Genomic DNA, 18014 nt, shown 5'->3' with positions numbered 1-18014 from the left:
CGGCTGAAGGGTTGGATCGCCCGATTCCATGGCGTGGCGACGTCCTATCTGCCGAACTATCTGGGCTGGTTCCGCGCCTTGGAGCGGAACGCCCAAACCGGCGCAGGAGCCGCATCATTGCTCAGGTTGGCCATGGCGTGAGCGAATCAACCACAATCAACGCGAACAGCGCCACGAAAAAGGGCCGCAGCGATGCGGCCCTTTCCTGTTTCCGTCGGATCCGGCCGGGGCGGCGCCGCCCCGGCCTTCGTGGATCAGAACTGGTAGCGGACGATCAGCTGCAGCGCGCGGCCGCCGGTCTCGGTCTCGAGCTCGTACTCGTCGTAGTCGCGGTTGATCTGCTCCTGGACGGTGTTGAACTTGTCGAACACCTCGTCCTTGCTCTGGTCGAGCAGGTTGATGCCGGTCAGGCGCACGGCCCACGACTTGCCGAAGCGCTTCTCGATGAAGGCCTCGAGGTCGCCGTCGTAGCTGGTGACGACTTCTTCGCCGACGACGCGGGTGTAGGCGTCGCCCTGCTTGCGGAAGGTCACGCCGAACGAGGCTTCCAGCGAGGGCAGCTCCTGGATGAAGCCGACGTTGTAGACGTAGTTCGACTGGTTGTTGAAGCGGCGCGTGCCGAAATCGTCCTCGATCTCGCTGTCCAGCCAGCTGTAATTGACGAACACACCGGTGTTGTCGAGGCCGATGAGCGAGAGCGGGGTCGAGAGGTCGAGCTCCGCGCCCCAGACCTGCCCATCGCCAGTGTTGCGCGGCTGGAAGATCCAGGCGCGGTTGGACGCGTCGTCCTCGCTGCCCGGCAGGCCGGTGTTGGCCAGCTCGACCAGGTCGGTGATGTCGCGGTAGAACAGGTTCATGCCGACGATGCCGCGCTCGCCGAGGCGACGCTCGAAGCCCACGTCGAGGCCCCAGGCGCTTTCCGGATCGAGCAGCGGGTTGCCGACCACGTCGTTGTCACCAGCTTCGGCTTCCAGCAGGGCCGGCGAGATGGCGTTGAAGTCCGGACGGCGCACGGTACGCGCGATCGACGCGGTGATGCGGTTGGCGTCGTCGAGGTTCCAGCGCACGTGGGCCGACGGCAGCAGGAAGCCGTAGTCGGTGTCGGTGCGGGCCAGGTTCGCCGCCACCGTGCGGTCATTGATCTCGGTGTCCGTCTGCTCGTAGCGCAGGCCGGCTTCCCACTCGAACGCATCGGCCGCACCGGTGAGCTTCACGAACGGCTCGATGCGGGTCTCTTCGATGGTGTTCAGGCCGCCGGCGATCGGGGCGAGCGACTGGGTCGGGCCCGGGATCGGCGGGCTGATGCCCGGCGCGTTCGGGATGGTGACGCGGTAGCGGGTGGCCTCGAAGATGCGGGTCTCGCGGTCCTTGAGCGTGGCCTGCAGGCCGAACTTCAGCTTGCCAAAGTCGGCGTCGCGCTCGTGCGTGATCTCGCCGGTGGTGTCGGTGTCTTCGATCAGCAGGTCGGTGACGTCGCGGGTGAAGCGGTCGGCTTCCGGGAACGGGTTGCTGTCGCGGAGGTACTCGGTCTCGTTCTCGAACTCGAACTGGCTGTCGGTGATGCCGGCGCGGTCGAGGCGGACCTCGGTTTCGCCGCCCGCCATGGCCCACTTCAGGCCGGCGCCGAGCGTGTAGTTGTCGGTCTGGATGTCGAGGTCGTTCTGGTTGATCGTCAGCAGGTTGGCGTTGTTGGCGAGGCCGCTGCGGTATTCGATCGAGTCCTCGTCCTGGAAGCGGTCGGTGCGGACGAACATGCCCGACAGATGCAGCTCGCCGGTCTCGCCCACGCCCACGCGGTAGTCGGCGTTGAAGGCGTAATCCTTGCCCGAGCGCACGTCGGTCTGCACTTCGGTGTTGTCGAGCGTGCCGCCCGGCGCGTCGAAGCGCTGGCTGAACTTGTCCTTCGGGTTGCGGCGGCCCTGCACGTTGGCGCCCACGAGCAGGTTTCCGCCGAGGGCTTCGCCGCCCCAGAACGCGCCGAAGGTCGGTTCAAACTCGTCGTCGTTGAAGCGCGTGGCGCCGGCCCGCAGGTAGCCGCCGTCGATCGAATAGCCGTCGCGCAGCACGATGTTCAGGGCACCGGCGACGGCGTCGCCGCTGCGGTCGGCCGAGGCGGAACGGACGATCTCGATGCGCTCGACGATCTCGGCCGGGATGCGGTCGACGAAGAAAGCGCGGTCGAGGCCGGCGCCGGGCACGCGCTTGCCGTTGATGAGGATCTGCGTGTAGCCCGAATCGAGGCCGCGCAGGCGCACGCCGTCGTACTCGAGCACGTCGGAGACGAAGGTGACCGACGGCACGCGCTTCAGCATGTCGCCGACGGTGAGCGGCTCGAAGCGCTGGAAGTAGGCGAGGTCGTAGCTCAGCACCGGCGCGGTGGCTTCGGTGCGGTCGCGGTAGATGATCTCGCCGACCACCTCGACGCGGTCGAGCTGGGCCGGCGACGGGGCGGCCGCGGCGACGGCGGCCTGCGAGTAAGCGACCGGGGCGACGAAGGCGGAGGCGAGGGCAACGGCGATGGCCGTCGTCAAGGGCTGGCGGGTCATGGAGCGTCCTGCGTTGGAAAAACGTTATTCCGAGGCCGCGCCGTTTCACCCCGATGACGGTATGGCGACAGCTGCAAGACACGCGGATTGACGCGGGGCCCGAGCACGCCGGCCGCAGCGGCCTTTAGGATGCGGAGGACGTCCTCCGTGACCGCCCCATGACCGCCACGCTCCGCCCCTGGATGCTCGTGTTCGGCTTCATCGCCCTCTATTGGGCAGGCGGCGTGTTGGGCAACCGCTTGGTGGTGGGCACCGATTCCGTCGTGCTGCTCTGGGCGCCGGGCGCCCTCAGCCTCGTGCTGCTCGTGTTCGAGGGCCGCCGCTGGTGGCCCCTCGTGGCGGCAGCGGACCTCGTGTTCTCGCTGACCGGTACCGACGTGCCGGCGGTCTTCATCCCCTTCACGATGGCCGCGAACGTGCTCGGCGCATGGGCTGGCGCCACGCTCGCGCGCCATCGCGGCCTGGGGCCGGGGCGGCGGATGGACCTCGCCAGCGGCGGCGACATCGCCCTTGCCGGTTTCGCATCCGCGCTGGCCAGCCTGCCCTTGGGCGTCGCGGGCCTCGTGGTGGCCGGCTTCGCGCCGCTGTCGGCGGCGCCGGACGCGGCCGTTAAGTGGCTGGTCGCCAACGTGTTCGGCGTGGCGGTGCTGGCCCCCGCGCTGTCGCTACTGTGGCCGCACAGCGGGGAATCGATGCTCGGCCAGGTGCTGCGCCGCGCCGGGGAGGGCTTGGCCTGGAGCGCCGCCCTCGCCGCCACCCTGCTGGTGGTGGCGACCGTCGACGGCGCCCGGGTGCGTAACGCGGAATCCCTCTTGGCCTTGCCGACGATCGTCCTGATCTGGGGCGCCATCCGCTTGCCGGCCCGCCTGGTGGCTGCCGGCACCCTCACCTGCGGACTGGTGTTGTCGCTGGTGGCCGCGTCGGACGATGGCGCGGTGCGGCGTCCCGAAACGACGCTCGAGACCCTCGTGCTGCTGCTCCTGCTGATCACGCTGACGGTCGCGCCGCTGATCCTGATGGCCGCTGCGGGCCGTGCTGCCGGGCGGCAGCCTTGTCGGCCGGCTGGCCGGCGACCAGTTCGTCCCGCTGCTGGACGACCGGGATCCGGCGGCGAACCCCGCGGTGCTCGACCACGTGCTGGCTGCGGTGCGCGACTACCGGCAGGGCAGCGGCGGGAACCTCGTGTCCGCGTCGGCCAGCATCGGCGCCATCCGCTTCTGCCGCGGGCAGGCCGACTACGCCGAACTGCTGTGCCTTGCGGACGCCGGCTGCGCCACCGCGAAGGACCAGGGCGACAACCGGCTGCGGCTCGCGGCTTTCGAATCGGCCGCCGACGCCGTGGCCGAGCACACGGCCGCGCTGCGCTGGGCCTTCCGGCTCGACGCCGCACTGCGCGATGGCCACTTCCGCCTCTACTGCCAAAGCATCACCGGCCTGCAGGGCATCGAGCACGGCGGTCGGCACCTCGAGATCCTGCTGCGCATGGTCGACCCGGACACCGGCGAGGTGCTGCCGCCGGGCCCGGTGGTCGCCGCGGCCGAGAAGTTCCACATGGGGCCGCGCCTCGATCGCCATGTGGTGGACAGCACGCTGGCCTGGTTCGAGCGCCACCCGCAGGCCCTGGCCCAGCTCGACGCCTGCGCCATCAACCTGTGCGCCGCGTCGGTGAACGACCCGGGATTTCCCGAGTTTCCTGCGCGAGCGCTTCGCGCGCAGCAGCGTGCCGCCCGGCAAGGTCTGCCTGGAGATCACCGAGACCTCGGCGGTGCGCGACCTCAACGACGCGCAGCAGTTCATCGCCGCGGCGAAGGCGCTCGGCCTGCAGCTGGCGCTGGACGACTTCGGTGCCGGGTTCTGCTCGTTCGCCTACCTCCGCAGGCTGGACGTGGACTACTTCAAGATCGACGGCAGCTTCGTGCGCGACCTCGAATCGTCGGCGCTGTCGCTGGCGATCGTCCGCTCGATCGCCGAGATCGCGCGCAGCATCGACAAGCGCACCATCGCCGAATTCGTCGAGAACGACGCCATCCGCGACCGACTGACGCAGCTGGGCGTGGATTTCGGGCAGGGCTACGGCATCGACCGCCCGCAGCCGATCGACCAGTACTTCCTGCGCCCCGCGGCGTCTATGCTTCGGCGCTGAACCGGAGTCCGCCATGCACCTGCCCTCGCCCTTACGCCCGGCCCTCGCGCTGGGCCTCGCCGTCCTCCTGCTGCCGGGTTGCGCCCTCTGGCGTGGCGCGAAAGAGCCGGACGAGCGCGCGAGCGACGAGCCCCGCCTTGGCGCCTCCGACATCGCCCACGAGGTCGTGGCCGAAGCCTTCATCACCCCCGCGAACCCGCCGGACGAGGTCGATTCACCCACGGCATGGCTGACGCCGGAGGGCGGCCGCTGGCTGATCAGCACCGGCAAGGAAACCCATCAGCTGTTGGTGCACGACGGCGAGACCGGTGCCCTGCTCCGCCGCGTCGGTGCCAAGGGCCCGGCACCGGGCCAGTTCAATCGGCCGAACGGCGTCTTCGCTTGGGGTGACCGACTGTTCGTCGTTGAACGCGACAACCGCCGCGTGCAGGTGCTGTCGCTGCCGGGATTCACCCCGCTCGCCACCTTCGGTGAGGGTGAGCTGCGTTCGCCCTATGGCCTGTGGCTGCACGAGCCGGAAGGCGGCCGCATCGAACTGTGGGTGACCGACAGCTTCATGGACGGCGACGACTACGACGTGGTCCCGCCGCTCGAGGCGCTGTCGGCGCGGATCAAGCGCTTCAGCGTGCTGATCGATGGCGACGCCGTGTCGGCCCGCTTCGACGGCGCCTCCGGCGACACCTCCGAGGCGGGCGCGCTGCGCGTGGTCGAGTCGATCGCTGGCGACGTCGCGAACAACCGCCTGCTGGTGGCCGAAGAGGACGTGCCCACGGGCACCGGCTACCGCGTCTACGGCTTCGACGGCGGCTACGCGGGGCGCGACATCGGCGTCGGCGAGTTCGGGGCGCAGGCCGAGGGCATCGCGCTCTGGGCCTGCCCGGACGGCAGCGGCTACTGGCTGGCCTCCGACCAGTTCAAGGACACCACGCTCTTCCGCGTCTATGACCGCAAGACCCTTGAAGCGAAAGGCCGCTTCGCCGGGCGTGACACCGGAATGACCGACGGCGTTTGGCTGTCGCAGGCGCCGAGCACACGCTTCCCGGCCGGTGTGTTCTACGCCTCGAACCGCGACGAGTCGCTGAGCGCGTTCGACTGGCGCGACCTCGCGTCGGCCCTGGGCCTGCGCGAACGCTGCGAGTGATGCGCGGGCGGGGGCTGCTCGCCCTGCTGGGCCTGCTGGCGGCACCGGTGCTGTCGGCCGCCATCACGGCACCGAGCACGGCGATGGCCGAGCTCTCCGTCGAACGTCGCGCCGATGGCACGCGGCAGGCGCTCGTCCGCAATCGCCTGGCTGGGCCGATCCACGTGCGCGTGCATGACGCCGCGCGGCCCAGCGAGTTCATCGAGGCCACGATCGGCCCCGGGGAAACGCGAGCGCTGGGCCGCTTCGATGGCGGGGGCGCCCCGGACCTGCGCCTCGGGGCCCAGCCGGGCGCGCCACAGTTGCTACCGCCGGGGCAACGCGGCGTTTATGCCTTCCCGCTGCCCGCCGGCAGCGCCTGGCGCCTGACGCAGGGCTTCGGCGGCCGGGCCAGCCACCGCGATGCGGCCAACTTCCACGCCCTCGACTTCGCCGCCGCCCAAGGCACGCCGGTGCTCGCGGCACGGGCGGGAACGGTGATGCAGGTCGTCGACACCTTCACCGAGGGCGGCACGGACGAGGCCCTGAAGGAGCGCATGAACCTCGTGCGCGTGCTGCATGCTGACGGCTCGATGGGGCTGTACGCGCACATCGCGACCGACAGCGCGCGCGTGCAGCCCGGCGACGGCGTGCAGCCCGGCGCGGTGCTGGCCGCCGTCGGCAGCGTGGGATGGAGCAGCGCGCCGCACCTGCATTTCAGCGTGCAGGCCAACGATGGCCGCGAATTGCTCTCCTTGCCCTTCCGGATGAGCGGGCCGGACGGCCGGGAACTCGACGCCACGCCCTGAACGCCGCCGGGCCCCGCCCCCGGAGCGCCGGGAGGCCCGGCGTATAATCGCGGCCCTTCCCGTTCTCCCGAGCCGCCGGCTGAAAGCCCGGCGCGGCCCGCATGTCCCAGCAGAGCACCGAAACCCGGCGTCGCCGCACCTTCGCCATCATTTCCCACCCCGACGCCGGCAAGACCACGCTGACGGAAAAGCTGCTGCTGTTCGGCGGTGCGATCCAGATGGCCGGCTCGGTGAAGGGCCGCAAGGCCGCGCGCCACGCCACCTCCGACTGGATGGCGCTCGAGAAAGAGCGCGGCATCTCGGTCACCTCGTCGGTGATGCAGTTCCCGTACGAAGGGAAGATCGTCAACCTGCTCGACACGCCGGGCCACGCCGACTTCGGCGAGGACACCTACCGCGTGCTGACGGCGGTGGACTCCGCCCTGATGGTCATCGACTGCGCCAAGGGCGTCGAAGAGCGCACGATCAAGCTGATGGAGGTGTGCCGCATGCGCGACACGCCGATCATGACGTTCATCAACAAGCTCGACCGCGAGGGCAAGGAGCCCATCGAGCTGCTCGATGAGGTCGAGACCGTGCTCGGCATCCAGTGCGCGCCGATCACCTGGCCGATCGGCATGGGCCAGCGCTTGAAGGGCGTGGTGCACCTCGTCGACAACGAAGTGCATCTGTTCGAGCCGGGCAAGAACTTCACCCGCCAGGATTCGACCATCCTCAAGCTCGACGACCCGGAGCTGGAGCGCCGCCTCGGCGCGCAGGCGCTGGCCGAGCTGCGCGACGAGCTCGAGCTCGTGCAGGGCGCCTCGAACCCCTTCGATGCCGAGAAGTACCAGCAGGGCAAGCAGACGCCGGTCTTCTTCGGTTCGGCCGTGAACAACTTCGGCGTGCAGCTGCTGCTCGACTTCTTCGTCGAGCACGCGCCCTCGCCGAAGACGCGCGCCACGACCAGCCGCGCCGTCGAGCCCGAGGAAGAGAAGCTCACCGGCTTCGTCTTCAAGATCCAGGCCAACATGGACCCGCAGCACCGCGACCGCGTGGCCTTCATGCGCATCTGCTCGGGCCACTTCACCGCCGGCATGAAGGTGTTCCACCCGCGCACCGGCAAGGAGCTCAAGCTCGCCAACGCGCTGACCTTCATGGCCAGCGACCGCGAGATCGCCGCCGAGGCCTGGCCGGGCGACGTCATCGGCATCCACAACCACGGCACCATCTCGATCGGCGACAGCTTCAGCGAAGGCGAGCCGATCAACTTCACCGGCATCCCGAACTTCGCGCCCGAGCTGTTCCGCCGCGCGCGCCTGCGCGACCCGCTGAAGCTCAAGCAGCTGCAGAAGGGCCTGGCCCAGCTGTCGGAAGAAGGCGCCACGCAGTTCTTCCGCCCGCTGATGAGCAACGACCTGATCCTCGGCGCGGTGGGCATGCTGCAGTTCGACGTGGTGGCCTACCGGCTGAAGGACGAGTACGGCGTGGATGCCAGCTTCGAGCCGGTGCAGGTGCAGACGGCGCGCTGGGTGTATGCGCCGGACGACAAGACGCTCGAGGCCTTCCGCGAGAAGAACGCCATGAACCTCGGCATCGATGCTGCCGGCCATCTCGTCTACCTCGCGCCTTCGCGCGTGAACCTGCAGCTGGCGCAGGAGCGGGCGAAGGACGTGCGCTTCGAGGCCACGCGCGAGCACGCCGCCTCGGTGGCGGTGGACTGAGCCGCGCGTGCCGGACACCGTGACGAACGCGCGCCCCGCGCCGGCCTTCTTCGAACTTCGCGACTGGCGCGAGGGCGGCGAGCGCGTCTCGACGCCGCTCGGCCGCCTGTTCGTGCGCCGGCAGGTCGAACCGCGCCTGCCGGTGCTGCTGCTGATCCACGGCTTTCCCTCGGCGAGCTGGGACTGGGCGCCGCTGTGGGAACCGCTGTCGCAGCATTTCTCGCTGCTGGCCGTGGATCTGCTGGGCTTCGGCGATTCCGCCAAGCCCAAGGGCCACCGCTACACCATCGCCGAACAGGCCGAGCTCTGCGAATGGCTGCTGCGCCGCGACGGCGCGTGGGACTACCACGTCCTGGCGCATGACTACGGCGACACCGTCGCGCAGGAGCTTCTCGCGCGGCAGCTCGACAAGCGCAAGCCGCGGCCGTCGATGCGCTCGGTGGTGTTCCTCAACGGCGGGCTGTTCCCCGAGATGCACCGCCCGCGAGCCATGCAGCGCCTTCTCGCCCTGCCCGGCCTCGGCCCGCTCATCGCCCGCGCCAGCAGCAAGGCGCGCTTCGCCGACAACCTGAAAGCGATCTTCGGCAAGCACACCCCGCCCGATCCGCGCGTGGTCGATGGGCTGTGGACCCTGCTGCGCCACGACGACGGCCACCTCGCGTTACCGCGCCTGCTGCGCTACATGTCGGAACGGAAGAAGCAGCGCGCCCGCTGGGTCGGCGCGATGGAGCGCGTGGCCATGCCGATGGCGCTGATCAACGGCAGCGCGGACCCGGTCTCGGGCGCGCATGCGGCCGCGCGCTGGCGCGAACTGCTGGGCGACGACGACCTGCACGAGCTGCCGGGCATCGGGCATTACCCGCAGCTGGAGGCCCCGGAGGCGGTGCTCGAGGCGGCGCTGGTGTTCTGGTCGCGGCACCGGCTTCTCGGGCCGGTGGATCCGCGGCCGAGCGTGTCGATCACGACGCGGTAGGGGCGCCCTTGCGCACCTGCCGCGCACGTCGTTGGGCCACGCGTCGCCAGAGCGACTATCGACGAGGGCCCGGCACGAGGCTTGCCCGCCCCACCCCCTCTTTCGCAAACGTTCCGGCGGTCGGCCCAAAGGGGGCGTCCTGCCCCTTGGGCCGATCGCTCATCCTGAGCGACCCCTTCGGGGCTTGCGCCTAAAGCGCGTGCCGGGGCTCCTGATTCGCCTCGCCCGGGCCTTCGCGATGGCGCCTTCGGCAACCCGTCGCGACGAGCGAAGCGCTCGATGAAGGGCCACGAGCGTGCGGCGAGCGGCCGGCGTCGCGCCAGGGCCGCGTCACAAGGCGAATCAGGAGCCCCAGCGCGCAAACCAGGCGACAGCCCGAAGGGCGGCTCATGGATGAGCCGCCGCTCGAGGTGCAGGGACGCACCCTTCGAGCGGGCCGCCGGGTTCAACTCGAAAGAGGCCACGGGGCGGGCCAGCCTTGTGGCGCGGCCCTGGCGCGAGTGTTCCGAATGCGGGCGAACACGCCACGCGTGACCCGAAGCCGAGTGATGCGGTCTCAACCCGCCCCAGCGATATCCACGTAGCCGCGCTCGATCGCGCGCTCCAAAGCGCTGAACGCCGCCTTCGCTTCCTCGAAGGCCTCGCGCCGAGCGCGCAGCGCGGTGTACTCGACCGCGTCGGTGCCCTGCGCCGCGGCGAGCGCCGCCTTCAGGTACTCGGCGCGCAGTTCCGCAACGCGCGTGGCGAAAGCAACGAAGCTGGCCTTGTCGAGTCGCGGGATGTGGGCCTGGATGATCTCGCGATTGGCATCGCTGATCGCGTGCTCCACGTCCTGCAGGAACTTCTGCTGCTTGCGGATGCGGGTGCTTTCCTCGTCGAACATGGCGGTCCTCCGGTCGGCTGTAGGTCAAGCGTAGCGCCGGTTGGGCCCCGGCGCGTGCCTTGGATCACGGTTCGCGGAAAACAGCGGTGCCGCGGCTGCCGTCGGGCTTCACCCAGCCGCGATACATGCCGCTGGTGTTGAAGGGCATGACGATGGTGCCGCGGGCGTCGAGGCCGATGGCGCCGCCGTCGCCGCCGAGGGCCGGGATGACGCGGTTGATCACGTCCTCGGCCGCGGCTTCGATCGGGTCGCCGCGCAGGGCCACCCGCGCGCAGATGTCGTGGGCGGCCACGGTGCGCAGGTAGAACTCGCCCCAACCGGTGGCGCTAATGCCGCACTGGTCATTGGCATAGGTGCCAGCGCCGATCACCGGCGCGTCGCCGATGCGGCCCCAGCGCTTGTTGGTCATTCCGCCGGTCGAGGTGGCCACGGCGATGTGGCCGTTCGCATCGAGGGCCACCGCCCCGACCGTGCCGAAGTAGGTGCCGGGCGGCAGGGGCAGGTTCTCACCGGCGGCCTGGCGCTGTTCGCGCTCGCGCGCGGCCTCGAGCTGCTGGCGACGTCGGTCGGTGTCGAACCAGCGATTCTCCACGCGCTCGAGATCCGGCCGCGTGTCGGCGAAGGCTTCGGCGCCGTCGGCGGCGAGGAAGACGTGCGGGGAATGCTCCATCACCGCGCGCGCCAGCAGCACCGGATGGCGCACCGTGCGGACGCCGGCCACCGCGCCGGCGCGACGGGTGTGGCCTTCCATCACCGCGGCGTCGAGCTCGTGCGTGCCGTCGGCGGTGAAAACCGCGCCCTTGCCGGCGTTGAACCAAGGCGAGTCCTCGAGCACCTGCACCGCCGAAGTCACGGCATCGAGTGCCGTGCCGCCGCGCTTCAGCACCGCGTCGCCGGCGTCCAGGGCCGCATCGAGGTCGGCGCGCAGCGCGGCTTCATCCGCTTCGGACAACTGGTCGCGGGTGATGACACCGGCACCGCCGTGGATCACCAGCGCCGTAGGCGCCGAGGGAGCGGCAACGGCCGAGCCGGCGGCGACGGCCATCGACAGGATGAGGGCGGACCAAGGGCGCATCAGGCACTCCGGCGAGCTTCGGAGTGCCGACTGTAGGTCGTCTGCGCCGATCAATCGAGCTTCGGCGGCTCGGCCTGCGGGAAGCTCACCGTGGCGATGGTGCCCTTGGCGGATTCGCTGGCGAGATGCACCGGCCAGCCGAAGCGGCTCGACAGGCGCTGCACGATCGACAGACCGATGCCCTGCCCGCCCACGCGCGCGGTGTCGGCGCGCCAGAACGGCTCGAACACGCGCTCCAGCTGTTCTGGCGACATGCCGATGCCGGTGTCCTCGATGCGGATCTCGCCGAAGCGCACGCGGATGCGAACGTGCCCGCTGTCGGTGTAGTAGCAGGCGTTGCGCACGAGGTTGCTGATCAGCACCGAGACCACGCGGCGCGGTGCGACCAGCTTGAAGTCGGCTTCGAGGTCGAGTTCGAGCGTGACCGGCTTGTTGGCGACCAGCGGCCGCGCCTTTTCCAGCTCGTCCTCGACGATCTCGGAGGCCAGCAGCGGCTCCGGAGGCAGGCCGGTGTCGCCATCGCGAGCCAGGATCAGGAAGGCTTCGATCAGCGTTTCCATGTCGCGCACGGCGCCTTGGATGCGGTTCAGCGCCTTCTGCTGCCGCGGCGAGCAGATCGGGTCGGTCTGCATCATCTCGCTGGCCATGCGGATCACCGCCAGCGGCGTGCGGAGCTCGTGCGAGGCGTCGCGGGTGAAGTTGCGCTCGCGGTGCACGAGTTCCTCGATGCGCATGCCGAAGTCGTGCAGCGAGGAGGCCAGAACGAGGCTCTCGCCTTCGACGTCCACCGGCAGGTTCTCGGGCTTCAGCGCACTGACTTCCGGATGCTTCGGGTCCCAGCGCTGCACCTGCGAGGCCAGCCAGATCACCGGCGACACCGCCCGCTTCGAGGCCCGGTAGGTGCTCCACGCGATCACATAGACGACCACCAGCACCAGCGCCAGCGGCACCACGCCGAACCAGAAGGCCAACGCGTCAACCTGCTCCTGCTTGAACAGCAGGTACAGGGTGCGGCCCTCGTGCTGTTCGACCAGCACCAGCGCGCCGCCCTGCGAACGCGGCAGGCTGTGGTAGCCCTCCGGCAGCCCGTGCAGCGGCTCAGGGAGATCGGCCTTCGGACCGTCGGCATCGACGACGAAGCCAGTCATGTTGAACGTATCTGGCACCGCAGCGGCCGGATTCGCCTCGCTGCGTTTCCAGAAATGCGAGGCCTCTTCGGTGAGCGCGCGCTGGATCAGCAGGTGCTTGAGCACCGCCGAGGCGCCGTACACGCCGAGGACCGCCGCGAAGCTGATCGCGGCGGCCTGCAGGATGAAGGCGATCCAGATTTTTCGGCGGAGGCCGGTGGTGTCGGTCATGAGCAATCCGTGCCGGCCGCCACTCAGGCGGCGGGCGCGGTGTCGAGGTCGGCGATACGGTAGCCGGCCGTCTGCACGGTGTGCAGCAGCTGCTTGTCGAACGGACGGTCGATGGCCTTGCGCAGGTTGTACAGGTGGCTGCGCAGGGTGTCGGAATCCGGCAGGCCGTCGCCCCAGATCTCGCGCTCGATGTCGCGGCGGGTCACCACGCGCGGCGATTCGCGCATCAGGATGGTGAGCAGGCGCAGGCCGATCGGCGAGAGCTGGATCTCCTTGCCGCCGCGAGTGACGCGCAACGAGGCGGTGTCGAGGATCAGGTCGGCCACCTTCAGCACCTCGGCGCTCACCTGCCGGCGGTCGCGGCGGATCAGGGCGCGCAGGCGGGCTTCGAGCTCTTGGATCGCGAACGGCTTGACGAGGTAGTCGTCGGCACCGGCGTCGAGGCCGATCACCTTGTCCTGCAGGGTGTCGCGCGCGGTCAGCATCAGCACCGGGGTGCTCTTCTTCGCCTCGTTGCGCAGCTTGCGGCAAAGCTCGATGCCATCCATCCGCGGCAGCATCAGGTCGAGGACGATGACGTCGTAGCTGTTGTCGACGGCGAGGCGGAAGCCGTCATGGCCGTCGCCGGCGTAGTCGACGCCGAAGCCACGGGCTTCGAGGTACTCGCCCATCATCTCGGAGAGGTTGCGGTTGTCCTCGACGACGAGGATCAGTCCGGCGGGGTCATCACGGCGCATGGCGGGCTCCTTCAGGGATGTGAAGATTTCGTATTCAGCTTTGTGAATTCACATCGCCATTGAGCGCCGGTGAGGGTGAGACGGGTGTGAACGCTGCGCCGGGACATGGCGCGCGGCCTCAGCCCGTCGCGTCGACCGTTGCCGGCGGCACCTTGGCACGGCTGAGCCGCAAGAAGCGCCAGACCAGCGCCACCGCCGCCAAGGCGAGGCCCACGCCGAAGCCGGCCCAGACGCCCGGCGCACCCCAGCCGAACCCGAAGCCGAACAGGGCCGACAACGGCAGCGCGATCAGCCAGTAAGCCACCAGCGAGACGCGTGTCGGGAAGTCGTTGTCGAGCATGCCGCGCAGGGCCCCGAGGCTCACCGACTGCACCCCGTCCATCAGCTGGGTGAAGCCGAAGACGAAAAAGATCGCCGCGGCCGCAGCGATGACGGCCGGGTCGTCGACGAACAGCCCGCCGATCCACGCGCCGGCGAACAGGAACAGCAGGGCGAAACCGCCCATCCAGCCGGTCACGACCAGCAGCCCGGCCTGCCCGATCGCCGCCACGCGTGGCCATTGGCCGGCACCGATCACCTGCGCGATGCGGATGGTGACCGCACCCGCGACACCGAGCGGCAGCATGTAGAGCGTGCTGCCGACGGAAAGCGCGATCTGGTTGCCGGCCAACGCGACCGCACCGAACAGGCCGATCAGCACGCCGGCCACCGCCATGGCCGCACCTTCGAGGAACAGTTGCACCGTCATGGGCCGGCCTTCATTCCACTGCCGCGCCAGTTCGGCCCGCTCGAAGCGGCGCGGCCCCCACCAGACGCGCAGCGATGGCAGGTGGCGCACCACGACCCAACCGACCGCCGCGCCGATCACCTGCGCCGCGAGGCTGGCGATGCCGGCGCCCGTCAGCCCGAGTCGCGGAAAGCCCCAGTGGCCGTAGATCAGCAGCCAGTTGAAGAACACGTTGAGCAACGCGGGCAGTACCGTCACCGCCACGCTGAGCCAAGGCCGGCCCGCCGCATCAAGCAGGTTCTTGACCACCATGGCGTGCGTAAAGGCGAGCATCGACGCACTGAGGCAGAGCCAGTAGGGGCCGATCACGGCCAGCACCTCATCCGGCTGCCCCGCGTACGGCAACGCGAACAGGCCCGCGGCCATCAGCAACGCCCCCACGAGGCCACCGATGCTGGCCAGCAGCGCACCGTGCCGCGCGATATGGCCGATGCCGCCCAGGTCGCCGCTGCCGAAGCAGCGGCCGGCGAACAGGCCCACCGGACCGGCGAAGCCGTACAGCCCGGCGTAGAAGATGATCGCCACCGAGGTGGTGAGCGAGACCGCCGCCAGCGGCGTAGCGCCCAGCGGCCCCAGCATCGCGGTGTCGACCAGCGTCACGCCCGTCGAGGCGACGAGGCCCGCCACCAGCGGCGCGGCGAGCGCGGCGAGCGGGCCGATCTCGGCGAGAGCGCGGCGCAGCGTGCTCATGCGCGGGCCGCCGGCTGCTGCTGCGCGAGCACGAGGCGAGCCGGCACCGTGGCGGCGGACAGGGACAACACGAAGTCGATGCTCCGGCAGACGTCGGCCAACGGGATCGGGCGCTGCGTGCCGAAGCGTCCTTCGGCGATGTCCGCCTCGACCTCGTCGGTCGCGACGTTGGCCGGGTCGATGACGGTGACGCCGATGCCGAAGCGCGCCAGCGACGCGTCCAGCGCGCGCGCGGCACCGTGGAGGCCCGCCTTCGATGCCGCGTTCGCGACCTCAGGATAGGCCCCCGGCGGATCCAACCACGCACCGAGCAGCACCACGCGCGGGGCTGGCGCACGCGACAGCGCCGGGGCGAGGGCTTGGGCCAGCAGGATCGGCGCGACGAGGTTGATGCCGATGACCGCCCGGGTCTCCGCGCGCGGCGAGGCCATGAAGTCGTAGTCGACGGTGAACGCTCCGTGCTCCCACGCGCCACCGAGGTACAGCAGCGCGTCAAGCGGCCCCTCGCCGACGGCGCGCACGACGGCCTCGAGGCCCGCGTCCTCGAGGAGATCGGCGGCCACCCACTCGCCCGCTGCGGCTCGTCCACGCGAGACGGCCAGCACGCGATGGCCCTGCCACTCGAGATAGGCAGCCACCGCCGCACCGATGCCCCGGCTGCCGCCCACCACCACGATCGTTTTTGTTCGCTCCACGACGACGCTCTCCGATTAACATACACATCGTATGCAACTACATGCATGGTGTATGTGAATGAGCCGCAACGCCGACCGCATCGCCCGGACCACCCGGGCCCTGCTCGACTCCGCCCGCCGCAGCTTCGCCACGCAGGGTTACGCGGCGACCTCGATGGAGGCGCTGTGCGCCGAAGTCGGCCTGACGCGCGGTGCGCTCTACCACCACTTCGGCGGCAAGGAAGGGCTGCTGGAGGCCGTGGTCCGGGAGATCGACGTCGAGACGAACGCCCGACTCGATGCGGCCTATGAGGCGGGGCCGGGCGGCTGGGCCGGCTTCCGCGAGTGCTGCCAGGCCTACCTCGACCTCGCCCTCGAGCCGGAGTACCAGCGGGTGATGCTGCGCGACGCACCGGCCGTGCTCGGGCAGCGCCATCGCGACATCGATGCCGCGGGCTCACTGCAGCCGATCATCGATGGCTTGGCCGAGCTGATGGACGAAGGCGCCCTGCGTCGGACCGACCCCGAGGCGCTGGCGCGGATGCTCAATGGCGCGATGATCGACGCTGCGCTTTGGATCGCGACCCACGACGACCCTCTCGCGGCTTGGCAACGGGCCCGCGAGGTGCTCGACCGCCTGCTCGACGGACTGCAGACCTGAGCGTTCGACTCAGAACGGGATCTTCCCCGTCAGCACGTCCTTGAACATCACCCAGTCGCCCATCAGCGAGTAGAACGGGTGCTTGAAGGTCGCGGGCCGGTTGTGCTCGAAGAAGAAGTGCCCCACCCAGGCAAAGCCGTAGCCACAGACCGGCACGGCGAACAGCCACCACGGCGAGAGCACCTGCGCCACGACGAGGCCGAGGATCACCAGCACGCCCGTCGAGCCGATCACGTGCAGCCGCCGCGACGTGCGGTTGCTGTGCTCGCCGAGGTAGAACGGGTAGAACTCGCGGAAGCTGGCGAAACCGGTCGTGGGCGTGGTCATGTCAGGTCTTGTCGGGAGGCGGCGCGCCGTCGAGGCTAAGCGTGGCGCGTCGAGGCGGCATGAATCAGCGCACTGCGTCGCCGTTCGACCATGGTGCACCGCGGTAGGTGGCGGTCGCCGCCAGGGCCAACATCGGCAGGTCTTCCACGGTGTCGCCATGCGCCTCGATGCGTTCTCGCGGCCAATCACCGACGAGGGCGCGAATGCGCTCCACCTTCGCCTCACCGGCGCACTGCGGTCCGTCGTAGCGGCCGGTCAAGCGTCCATCCCGGCATTCGAGCGCCGAGGCCAGAAGTTCGACGCCTTCGGCCTCGCACCATTCCCGAAGCAGCGCCTCGAAGTTTCCGGAAACGACGACGACGCGATCCCCAGCGGCCCGACGGGCCCGCAGCCTGGCAAGCACTTCCGGCCGGATCAGCGCCGGGAACCGCTCGGTGGCAAAGGTACGGGCGAGCGCGTCGAAGTGGTCACGTGCCATCCCGGAGAACGCGAGCCGCACGATGGCCGCGCGCATCACGACGCCGGACACCCAACCCGCACGGTAGGCGAGCACCATGGGCGCGAGCACCAGCCCCCCAAGGCGAACGCGCCATTGGGGTGCCGCGGAACGCACAAAGAGCGGGAAGGTCTCGACCGTGGTCAGCGTGCCGTCGAAGTCGAACAGCGCCAGGCGCGGTAGCGACCCCGTGTCGCCCTCGCTCATCCGCCGCGCTCGATGCGCTTGGCCTCGTTCCAGAGCGCACTCTGCTCGTCCAGCGGCAGCGCGGCGAACTCGCGCCCCTGCGCGCGCGCCAGCGCTTCCATCTGGCGGAAGCGGCGCTCGTACTTGGCATTCGCGCGGCGCAAGGCCGTGCCCGGATCGACCTTGGCCTTGCGCGCGAGGTTCATCGCCACGAACAGCAGATCGCCGATTTCATCCTCCAGCGCGTCCTGCCGCTCAGGCGAGGGCGGCATCGCCAGCGCCTCGCGCACTTCCTCGAGTTCTTCCTCGAGCTTGGCGATCACCGGCGTGGCATCGGGCCAGTCGTAGCCGACGTTGGCGCCGCGCTTCTGCAGCTTCAGTGCGCGATGCCACTCCGGCAGCGCCTTGGGCACGTCGTCGAGCGCCGAAGGCGGCGCATCCATGTCACGCCGTTTCGCGGCGCGCTCCGCGGCCTTCATTTTTTCCCAAGCCGCGGTCTGCGCATCGGCATCCTCGACCGAGGCCTCGCCGAACACGTGCGGGTGGCGGCGGATCATCTTGTCGTTGATGGCCGCGACGACCTCGGCGAAGCCAAAGGCGCCCTGCTCGTTCGCCATCTGGGCATGGAAGACCACCTGCAGCAGCAGGTCGCCGAGTTCGTCCTTGAGGTCACCGAGGTCGCCGCGATCGATGGCTTCCGCCACTTCGTAGGCTTCCTCGATGGTGTAGGTCGCGATGCTGGCGAAATCCTGCTTCACGTCCCAGGGGCAGCCGCGCTCGGGGTCGCGAAGCCGCGCCATCACCGCAAGCAGGGTCTCGATGCGCTCGCGCGGCGCGTCGCTCAGG

At 69.8% G+C, this 18014-nt stretch carries 17 protein-coding genes and 1 pseudogene; 7 read left to right on the top strand and 11 right to left on the bottom strand.

Annotated features, from left to right (window positions below; all coding sequences use genetic code 11):
• Positions 1–141, top strand: a pseudogene (locus tag O9255_RS12150) (IS1595 family transposase); the annotation flags it as partial.
• A 113-nt stretch (positions 142–254) separates the two neighbouring features.
• On the opposite strand, the gene O9255_RS12145 reads toward O9255_RS12150, so the two are convergent.
• Positions 255–2546, bottom strand: a complete 2292-nt coding sequence (locus tag O9255_RS12145) for a TonB-dependent receptor (protein WP_297867124.1) — start codon at positions 2544–2546, stop codon at positions 255–257.
• 987 nt (positions 2547–3533) lie between these two features.
• On the bottom strand, positions 3534–4298 hold the full coding sequence (locus O9255_RS12140) for a hypothetical protein (protein WP_297867123.1): 765 nt from the start codon (positions 4296–4298) through the stop codon (positions 3534–3536).
• On the opposite strand from O9255_RS12140, the gene O9255_RS12135 reads away from it, so the two are divergent.
• The 5 genes from O9255_RS12135 to O9255_RS12115 all read left to right on the top strand — a co-directional run bounded on the left by O9255_RS12135 (position 4267) and on the right by O9255_RS12115 (position 9294).
• The gene (locus O9255_RS12135) at positions 4267–4689 is read left to right on the top strand and encodes an EAL domain-containing protein (protein WP_297867122.1); all 423 of its coding nucleotides are present in this window, start codon (positions 4267–4269) and stop codon (positions 4687–4689) included. The genes O9255_RS12140 and O9255_RS12135 overlap by 32 nt on opposite strands.
• A gap of 13 nt (positions 4690–4702) precedes the next feature.
• On the top strand, positions 4703–5830 hold the full coding sequence (locus O9255_RS12130) for a phytase (RefSeq protein ID WP_297867121.1): 1128 nt from the start codon (positions 4703–4705) through the stop codon (positions 5828–5830).
• Positions 5830–6618 carry a M23 family metallopeptidase gene (locus tag O9255_RS12125; protein WP_297867120.1) on the top strand — a complete coding sequence of 263 codons (789 nt, stop codon included), beginning with the start codon at positions 5830–5832 and terminating at the stop codon, positions 6616–6618. Before O9255_RS12130 ends, O9255_RS12125 begins: the two co-directional genes overlap by 1 nt.
• A gap of 101 nt (positions 6619–6719) precedes the next feature.
• Entirely contained in the window at positions 6720–8321 is a 1602-nt protein-coding gene (locus O9255_RS12120) for a peptide chain release factor 3 (RefSeq protein WP_297867119.1), read from the top strand.
• 7 nt (positions 8322–8328) lie between these two features.
• Positions 8329–9294: an alpha/beta hydrolase gene (locus tag O9255_RS12115; RefSeq protein WP_297867118.1), complete on the top strand. Its 966-nt coding sequence runs from the start codon at positions 8329–8331 to the stop codon at positions 9292–9294.
• A 556-nt stretch (positions 9295–9850) separates the two neighbouring features.
• On the opposite strand, the gene O9255_RS12110 is transcribed toward O9255_RS12115, so the two are convergent.
• The 6 genes from O9255_RS12110 to O9255_RS12085 all read right to left on the bottom strand — a co-directional run bounded on the left by O9255_RS12110 (position 9851) and on the right by O9255_RS12085 (position 15519).
• Positions 9851–10177, bottom strand: a complete 327-nt coding sequence (locus O9255_RS12110; RefSeq protein ID WP_297867117.1) for a hypothetical protein — start codon at positions 10175–10177, stop codon at positions 9851–9853.
• Between the two features lie 64 nt (positions 10178–10241).
• Positions 10242–11252, bottom strand: a complete 1011-nt coding sequence (locus O9255_RS12105; RefSeq protein WP_297867116.1) for an isoaspartyl peptidase/L-asparaginase — start codon at positions 11250–11252, stop codon at positions 10242–10244.
• Positions 11253–11302: 50 nt separating this feature from the next.
• The gene (locus tag O9255_RS12100) at positions 11303–12610 is read right to left on the bottom strand and encodes a HAMP domain-containing sensor histidine kinase (RefSeq protein WP_297867115.1); all 1308 of its coding nucleotides are present in this window, start codon (positions 12608–12610) and stop codon (positions 11303–11305) included.
• Between the two features lie 23 nt (positions 12611–12633).
• On the bottom strand, positions 12634–13347 hold the full coding sequence (locus O9255_RS12095) for a response regulator transcription factor (protein ID WP_297867114.1): 714 nt from the start codon (positions 13345–13347) through the stop codon (positions 12634–12636).
• 118 nt (positions 13348–13465) lie between these two features.
• The gene (locus O9255_RS12090; protein WP_297867113.1) at positions 13466–14824 is read right to left on the bottom strand and encodes an MATE family efflux transporter; all 1359 of its coding nucleotides are present in this window, start codon (positions 14822–14824) and stop codon (positions 13466–13468) included.
• Entirely contained in the window at positions 14821–15519 is a 699-nt protein-coding gene (locus O9255_RS12085) for an SDR family NAD(P)-dependent oxidoreductase (RefSeq protein WP_297867112.1), read from the bottom strand. The genes O9255_RS12090 and O9255_RS12085 overlap by 4 nt, the downstream gene beginning before the upstream one ends.
• A gap of 58 nt (positions 15520–15577) precedes the next feature.
• Here O9255_RS12085 and O9255_RS12080 point away from each other — a divergent pair, with 58 nt between their 5' ends.
• Positions 15578–16159 carry a TetR/AcrR family transcriptional regulator gene (locus O9255_RS12080; protein ID WP_297867111.1) on the top strand — a complete coding sequence of 194 codons (582 nt, stop codon included), beginning with the start codon at positions 15578–15580 and terminating at the stop codon, positions 16157–16159.
• Between the two features lie 9 nt (positions 16160–16168).
• Here the strand turns inward: O9255_RS12080 and O9255_RS12075 are convergent, their stop codons facing one another.
• The 3 genes from O9255_RS12075 to mazG all read right to left on the bottom strand — a co-directional run bounded on the left by O9255_RS12075 (position 16169) and on the right by mazG (position 18013).
• Entirely contained in the window at positions 16169–16486 is a 318-nt protein-coding gene (locus O9255_RS12075) for a DUF962 domain-containing protein (RefSeq protein ID WP_297867110.1), read from the bottom strand.
• A gap of 64 nt (positions 16487–16550) precedes the next feature.
• Entirely contained in the window at positions 16551–17189 is a 639-nt protein-coding gene (locus O9255_RS12070; RefSeq protein WP_297867109.1) for an HAD-IB family hydrolase, read from the bottom strand.
• Complete coding sequence (gene mazG / locus O9255_RS12065) at positions 17186–18013, bottom strand: nucleoside triphosphate pyrophosphohydrolase (protein WP_297867132.1); 828 nt, start codon at positions 18011–18013, stop codon at positions 17186–17188. Before mazG ends, O9255_RS12070 begins: the two co-directional genes overlap by 4 nt.
• Position 18014: the final 1 nt, after the last annotated feature.

Source organism: Silanimonas sp., from assembly GCF_027530345.1.
Lineage (GTDB): Bacteria > Pseudomonadota > Gammaproteobacteria > Xanthomonadales > Xanthomonadaceae > Silanimonas.
This window is presented reverse-complemented; position numbering and strand designations above follow the sequence as displayed.